The organism is Gracilibacillus suaedae (assembly GCF_017599345.1).
Taxonomy (GTDB): domain Bacteria; phylum Bacillota; class Bacilli; order Bacillales; family Amphibacillaceae; genus Gracilibacillus; species Gracilibacillus suaedae.
This window is the reverse complement of the sequence record NZ_JAGFVL010000037.1, coordinates 1-8585: the sequence shown is the minus strand read 5'-3', so window position 1 is coordinate 8585 and position 8585 is coordinate 1. Positions and strand designations below refer to the sequence as shown.

The following is an 8585-nucleotide window of genomic DNA, read 5'->3' as shown; positions in this document are numbered from 1 at the left end:
ACCTCAACATCCTCTACTTCTTCACCATTCGCTAATAAACGAACCGTGATTGACTCTGGACGTTTACCATCTTGGTTATCAGCATCTTCCCATGTTTTCGTACCAGCTAAGTCAATACGCTCTGGTGTATGGCTATTCGTAATTACATAGCCTTCATCTGAGCTTCCAGTTATGGTTGTGTCATAACCTTCCACTGCTACTTCTTCGATGCTATAGTCAATCACTTCACCGCCTGCATATACATCCAGTTCTGTAAAGTCGCCTTGCCAGTTGTTTGCTTCATTTAATGTCAATTCTTGGACGGTTTCTTCCCCATCTGCCAGTAATTTCACTGTGATAGCATCTGGACGAATACCGTCTTGATTATCAACATCATCCCAGTTCTTCACTACGTTGATACTAGTTTGTTCTGGTGTGTAGCTATTTGTGATATCCATACCGTCAATGGTAGTTGAATAATCTTGAACTCCATCTTCTTGGATTGTGTAATGGATTTCCGCACCGTTTGCGAATTTTGGTAGATCGGTAAATGCAAATTCCCAATCCGCTTCTGCAGTTACCTCAACATCCTCTACTTCTTCACCATTCGCTAATAAACGAACCGTGATTGACTCTGGACGTTTACCATCTTGGTTATCAGCATCTTCCCATGTCTTCGTACCAGCTAAGTCAATACGCTCTGGTGTATGGCTATTGGTAATTACATAGCCTTCTTCTGGATTTCCTGTTATGGTTGTGTCATAACCTTCTACCACTTCTTCTTCGATACTGTATTGAATCTCTTCACCAGTCTGATCGATTGCTAGTAAATCAGAAAATGTCCCTTTCCAGTTATTGTCTTCATTCAAAGTCAATTCTTGGTCTGTTTCTTCCCCATCTGCCAGTAATTTCACTGTGATGGCGTCTGGACGAATACCATCTTGGTTATCGGCATCGTTCCAGCTTTTTTCCACGTTAAAACTTATAGGGTCCACTGTAAAGCTGTTGGTAATCGTTAGACCATCATCTGATAATGACTTCTCATAATAAGCAGGAACTTCCACTTCATCTACTGTATACGCATACTCATTACCATCGATATCTGTTTGATCTAATTCTGACCAAGTGTATTCTGTTGTGCCCTCTTCCAAAGTTACAGGCTCTCCAAATGCTTCACCATTTCTAAACAATTGTAAATCAATGGCTGGTTTTGGTCCGCCTTCCCACACTTTTGTTCCAGTGATATCCACTTTTTCTTTTGTGTTCTCAAAGTCTACTTTCACAATATTCTCATCATTGTTGTCGTAGCCTTCGTCAACAACTATTTCTTTCTCTTCATCAGATAGAACATAGCCATTTGGTGCTGTTACTTCTTTTAGATAATAGGTTCTAAGTGGTAAATTCCCAACTTCTAACACTCCATTTTCAGTTGTGTACTCACCATATTGTTGTCTTTCACCATTTAGATCAAATTCAAGCGTAAAGGTCGCTTCATTGTTCGCTATTACTTCTTCTGCCTCAGAGTCGACTTTAGTCACTCTTAGTGCCCCTCTATCGGTAGCCCATTCGCCACCTACACTAGAAAATTCTCTTGCTTGCATACTAGCAGACTCTACAGATTTATCTTCTATAGCATTTCCCTCTAATGAGATTGCGTTGTTCACTTCACCGTCTTTTTCTGTTACAACGGTTGAATATCTTAAGTTTAAGGTGTCTTTCAATTCATCAGTAAGTTGAATAGTTAAAACATTCTCATTATCGTCTGTTGTAGTTACTTCAAGCGTATAATCTTCCCCTTCTTCTAGAGAGAATTCTTCTGTTCCTTCTAACTTGACAATTTCAAGGCTATCATTCACATAAACAAGCCCTGCACTAATGGTATCCGTAATGATAGGTTCTTTAATGTTTGATAGACTTTCGTTTACTTTAACTTCCCAGTCTATTTCATCACCTGTGAAAACACTATTTCCATCAACACCGACTGTTTCTTTTGCTAAGAAGTCGTCATGTTCATCATAGTTAAGAGTGGATGAATAAGGATAATCCACACCTCCAACTGAAACCGTTGCATCATTCGTATAATTTGGTTGTGAAATATCTGGTACGGATGTTTTAAATTCAACAACATATCTTTCCGTTACTTCAAATCCATCTGCAAAAGCTAAAGTGAATTGTTTACCATCAACTTCTAACGAATAGTTGTTAGGATCTAGTATTGGTCCTGTAATATCAGTAGATCCATCAGCATTTACGTTATAAACAGATACTTGGATACTACTTTCATCGATTTCTCCTTCATAAGCTAACGTATCTGTTATGGTAACATCGGATCCAAGATCTTGTTCTTGATAGTTCGTATATAGCTGCCAAGCGATTTTTCTTTCAAATCCGCTTTCCCATCCATTGACTAAATCTCCATTACCATCAACATGTACGAGTTGACCTTCTTTTTTACCACTGTTCCAAGAGTCCTCTCTTACAGTTGTATTTGCTTCTCTGTCTTGATTAATATCATTTTCATTTACAGTTATTCCTGTGAACTGAGCATGATTTTTATACACTCTATCCTGGTCTCCATCACTCTGATGTGGGTCAAGTGTATTACCATCTACGACCTCCTCTGGATCATAAGATGTTTGATACTGAACTTCTAGTTGACCGCCGTCTAAAGGTAATACCCCACTTTGAAGCTCGATGATAAACCCTTTATGATAACCAGTTTCACTATCATCTGTTCTAGCTTCAAGCGTATAGTCATCGCCTTTTGTCAGAAGTTCTCCTTTATGGGTAACTTCTACCGTGGCTGGAAGTAAGATCATGCCTTTATTGGGGAAGGTATCTTCTATTACTAATTCGTTAATTGCTTCCCTTTTTGGATCGACATTTAGTTTCCAATCGATTGTCTTTTCAGCATAGTCTATTCCTGCAAAACTCTTAGTATAGCTATTACCTACCGGGGTGATTGTAGCATTACTTTCCTCGCCATCTGCACCGATACCATCACCAGTCATACCAACATCATTATTGAAATTATTAACCGTGAAATCAGTAATTTCGGTTGTATAAGTAACGGTAAGCTGTTTAGATCCTACATCTCCTAAATCAATAACAACTTCTGTTCCACCATCAGCATCAGGGTTAATGTTGATGTTATTAGGATTATAAGTCTCGTTATTCTCATCCGTGATATCAATATCATCTGCGCTAATTGCTAAGCCGGCGGGGATTAAATCTGTTAACACAGCATTTCCAACTGGGTGTCCTGCTTCGTTCACATGAATGGTCCAAGTAATCGTTTTGTTGTCATAATCTACATTGGAGTTCCCTTCTTTTCGCAGGACAGGATCTCTGACGATATTAACAGTCGCATCATCATTATTTAATTCATCCGTACCGTCATAGAGTGTTGCCGTATTTAAGAAACCATTTTCTTTTTGGTAGAAGCCATCTTCTACATCTCCCCAATTAACATCTGTTTCAAATTTAATTCGGTAGGCATCCTCTTGTCCTAATGCGCCTAACTCGATAGGGAATCCAGTAAAGTCGCCTTCATGAGCGCCCCCTTCGTTCCAATGATCTCCATTTTGTGTAATTTTCACAACTTTGATGCTTTCTGAGTCCACAGTTAACCCATCAGGTAGGTTATCTTCTACTCTAGCATCATTAATTAAACTTCCATTTTTATTAACATCTATTTGCCATTGAATTTTATCCTCGTCACCTATTTGCCAACCAGATTTCTCTATTGGATTACTTCTTTCCAATCCACCAACTGTAGCTTGTGCAGGTAAGCTTTCGTCGCCATAATTAAATGTTGCATCATTGGTAAACGAATCTTTAGTGTAATCTTCAATAGTTGTTGTATATTGAATACGATAACCTTTAAAAGGGGCGATATTGCCCAATTCCACTTCAAATCCATCTTCAGTTACAGATGTTGATCCCGGTGACGCTTCAGCACCAACCGTTTTATCTCCATCATAGCCAATGTTCAACTCATGGATGACAAAATCTCTAGCTTCGCCTATTCCAGCAGGAAGACTATCAACTAGTGTTGCATCGGTTATCTCTTCCTCATTCGTATTGATAACGTCTACTGTCCACGTGATTTCTCTTGGATCATTTTGACTGTCAGGATGTCCTTCCTTGTCAATGCCACTAACATCTCCATTTGGTTTTGCGATAACCGTTAACGAATTGTCTTCACTATCATTGAATTTGATCTCTTGTTCGATATTGTCTTTGAATTTATCCAGATTGAAGTCTAACTCCATATTGACAAATCCATTATTGACATTATCAAGTTCAATGTTTTCATTGAATTCAAATTTTAGTACACCATCCGCAACATGATAGTTTCCTACATTCGTTCCATCAACCATGATTGGTTGCTCTGGAGTGGTAACCATTTCAAAAGCGTCGGAAAGAGGTATTTCAGCTGTATCGCCAGCTTTTGCATTATGCCCCTGTGTATCCCACTTGAATCCTAATTGTGCTTTAGTACCTTCACCTATTTCAATAATATCTCCATCATTAATGTCTTCACTGTTAATTTTAAGATAATCAAAGGTAAAGATATTACCTAAATTAGCAAAGGGCTGTACACTGGAAGCTGCAAAGGTAAACGAAGCATCTGTGTCACTTTCCTCAGACTTAGACTCTTCCTCTTTTTCTGGAGAAGAGACATTTTCTGTTTGTTCTTCCTCGTTTGTTGTCACATGTTGCTCTTCTTTAGCGTCTTCTTTTGAAACCTCTGAATCCGTTGGACTGTCCTTCTCTCCAGTTGCTTTGTCATCGGAGGTAGCTTCTTGCTCCTCTCCTTTTGACTCAACAACTTCATCCTTAGAATTAGCTATCTGCTGTTCATCGGAAGTGACAGCTGAAATAACAAAATTACCACTCGCTTCAGGATATTTTTCAATCACTTTGTTCAAACTTATCGTGACCGTATTATCCGTACCAACTGTATAATTACCTACTTGCTGCTCTTCAAAAAGTAGATTACTAGTTTGTTCTTGTTGTACAACAATTTCAGAATCAAGTGTGATTGTCTCTGTGCTGTCAGCTTCTACATCTAGGTCAGCTACAGACCAATCTATACTTACTTCTACATCGCTGCCTGGCTTTGTTTCCGCATCAACTGGATTGCCTTCTTCATCGACAACGCTTATATTTTTAAAGATAGACGTGTCTTCAGACGAGATAGCCTGTGAAGGCAACATGAAACTACTTGTTAATGTCTGAAACATTAATACGACTAATAAAGCAATACTTACTTTCCTTGTCATTAAACGATTAAACTCCTTTCTACACCTAGATTTGATCAAAATGAAGATAAATATCATCTCCACATGAACTTGATGGTAGCGAAGACTATCACTATTTTCCTTAAAGCACGCTTAAGTTATGTGGTAACATATTACATATCAGATTTGTAAAACGAAACCGCTAAATTTTTGTATCTAACACTTAGAAGTTACTTTACTTATTGTATGAATGGCATGAGAATTGTAGTAACATTATTTTCACACCATGTCTAACCATAAGCCATTTCATAACTTATTAAGCATGAAGGATATAGCTAGTCGCACCACCCAAATTTGGATTATAAAGGCAAATACTTAACATATTCTTAAACAATTTATAATATCGATATAATATTAATAGGTGTAAAGTTCTATAAATGAACCGGTTGCGATCAAAATTTTACTGATAATTCCATAAATTGATGAAAATAAGAAATTGAGTGAATACAGTATAAGTCTTAGATGAGTGCGCTTTCTTTTGTGCGCTATAGAATATGAACTAGGTGACAACTTTATATTGAAATATTAAATTTTTGTGAATTTTGATGATGACATTCAACAAGAAGACGTTTTACGCTTCAACTTTCGGTATATAGATTCGTAACACGGGGTGTGGATGATTGTCTTTCTCTTTATAAGTAAAGCACCCGCATAGAAACGTAGTGGCTCAGGATCAACTGAGATAGAAGAATCACAGTGAGTTTACGAGCCGATGATGACATTCGCTCAAGGGCATAAGGGCGACTAAGCCTCTTGTTTCACCAGTCGGCAAGTCTTCTTTATCGTAGGGCACTCTCGAGAACTCGCCTAATTTTTGGCTCTCGGAACTATACATCTCCGTTTAACTTTCTTTTCGATAAAAAAATTAGTAGTACAAACCATGTCATTGGTCTGTACTACTAAATGCTTAGTATATTTTAGTTATTGTTTCCTTCGTCGATAGAATATTAATACAAAGATCCCTGCAATCATTAGCACCCCGCCAAATAATGCATAATTAAACATGTTCGTCGCTGTGCTAGGAAGGTTGCTTTCTTCCTGATTGACCTCCTCACGATCATTACTAACATGTTCCTTTTGATTGTAGGCTTTCACTTCGGTTCGTTCAGACTGTCCTAGCTCAACTGTAAACTCAATCGAACTTTCTTCCAATACATAGCCTTGGGGTGCTTTTGTTTCGGTGAAGGAATAGACACCAGGTTTGAGACCATCTACGATCAACTTTCCATTTTGATCGGTTGTCAAGCCTTGTGCTACGATATTGCCTTCTTCATCTTGAAGCATAAATTCCGCACCTGATAAGACTTTATCTTCGTTATCACGGTCCAGTTTAGTCAATTCTACCCCAGAACGAGTCAGCTTATTCGTAATCGTTATTTGTTTTGCTTCTAGTTGCCCTTTTCCGATTGTAAATGAAACGGGCGGATGTGCTTGATAACCTGTTAATGGGTCAGTTTCCACGAGAAGATATTGACCAGGACGTAAATCTTCGATAATCAGCTTACCATTCTCCGCTGTTTGAAGACCTTCTCTTATCGTATTACCATCAGCATCCTGTAAATCAAACGTGACTCCATCCAAAGCTAGCTCTGTGTTATCAAAGTCTAGCTTGGTTAACACAAAATCTCCTTTGATAATCGAATTATCAGTTGTTAAAGCTAGAGTTTCACTCTGACCGAGATCAATCGTAAATTCGATTGGTTTAGGATCCAACGTATATCCATCAGGTGCTTCTGTTTCGATAAATTGATAGCTTCCTGGTTTAAGTCCTTCCACAAATAGTTGACCATTCTCATCGGTTACCAGGTTTCCTTTGAACACTTCTCCATCTCGAATGATTTGAAATACTGCACCAGCTAGTGTTTGCCCTGTTTCATCATCAACCTTTGTTAGTACTACAGAGCTTGGTGCACGTTCGTTCTCAGCGGTTACAGTTATTGGTTCTTGTTGGTTAAAGACGATTTCGAATTGGATTGGTTCATCATCTAATGTATAACCAAACGGTGCTGCAGTCTCTACAAGTTGATAATTACCTGGTTTCAAGTCTTCGATCAATAGTTTTCCACTTTCATTTGTTGTCAAACCAGTCTGAAGCAGATTTCCCGCTTCATCCATTAGTTCAAATACCGCACCTTCTAAACTTTCTCCAACTTCGTCTACTTTCGTCAGCTCAACCGCACCTGTGCTTAAGGAGTTTTCAAAGTTGATTTCTGTCACTTCTGTTTGACCTATTTCAATTTCAAACGGTATTGGTAAACTGTATAACTCATAACCAGCTATTGTTTCTATTTCAACTAACTGATAGTTACCCGGTTTGAGATTTTCAATTAATAGAACACCATTTTCATCGGTCACAAGATCTTCTTGAAGCGTTTCTCCTTCGGCATCTTGTAGTTCAAAGATTACTCCTTCTAAGTTGTTACCATCTTCGCCTGTTTTCGTTAATTCTACAGAACCGGTTGTAAGGCTGTTTTCTGCCTCTATCTCCAACACCTCTTGTTGATCAAATACGATTTCAAATTCAATTGGTGTGGTATTTAACTGGTATCCAAACGGAGCTTCCGTCTCGATGAATGCATAATTGCCCGGTTTGAGATCCTCGACAACTAGAATACCTTCTTCATTGGTGGTAAGGCCTGCTTCTAATTCTTCGCCTTCCTCATCAACTAAGGTGAATACAGCACCTTCTAATGTATCGCCGTTTTCACCTACTTTGGTTAATTCAACAGATCCAGGGCTTAATGGATTTTCAAAGGTCACCTCTGTCACTTCTGTCTGACCAAGTCCGATCTCAAATGTAATTGGTGTAGTATCTAATTCATATCCATCAATCGTTGCTGTTTCTACTAACTGGTAAGAACCAGGTGTTAAATCGTCGATCAGCAGTTTACCCTCCGCATTGGTTTCCAGTCCTTCTTGGATGGTATTCTCTTCTGCATCTTGTAGCTCAAATACTACCCCTTCCAGTAGTTCACCGTCTTCGCCTTCTTTGGTTAATTCAAAACTACTTGGAATATAACGATTTTCTACCTCTAGTTCCAACATCTCTTGTTGATCAAACTCGATTTCAAATTCCAGCGGCGTGGAATCTAACTGGTATCCAAACGGCGCTTCCGTCTCGATGAATGCATAGTTACCTGGCTTGAGATCCTCGACAACTAGGATACCTTCTTCGTTTGTAGTAAGACCTGTTTGTAATTCTTCGCCTGCCTCATCAACTAGTGTGAACTCGGCACCTTCAAGGGTATCTCCTTCTTCACCTACTTTGGTTAATTCAACAGATCCTGTACTTAACGGATT

2 protein-coding genes are annotated in these 8585 nt (G+C 38.7%); both read right to left on the bottom strand.

The window, feature by feature from the left end; translation table 11 throughout:
* Positions 1-5267 (bottom strand): Cna B-type domain-containing protein (locus J5J03_RS10860; protein ID WP_208589497.1); only part of this gene is annotated, 5267 nt, incomplete at its 3' end.
* Positions 5268-6206: 939 nt separating this feature from the next.
* Positions 6207-8585 (bottom strand): SpaA isopeptide-forming pilin-related protein (locus J5J03_RS10855; protein WP_208589496.1); only part of this gene is annotated, 2379 nt, incomplete at its 5' end.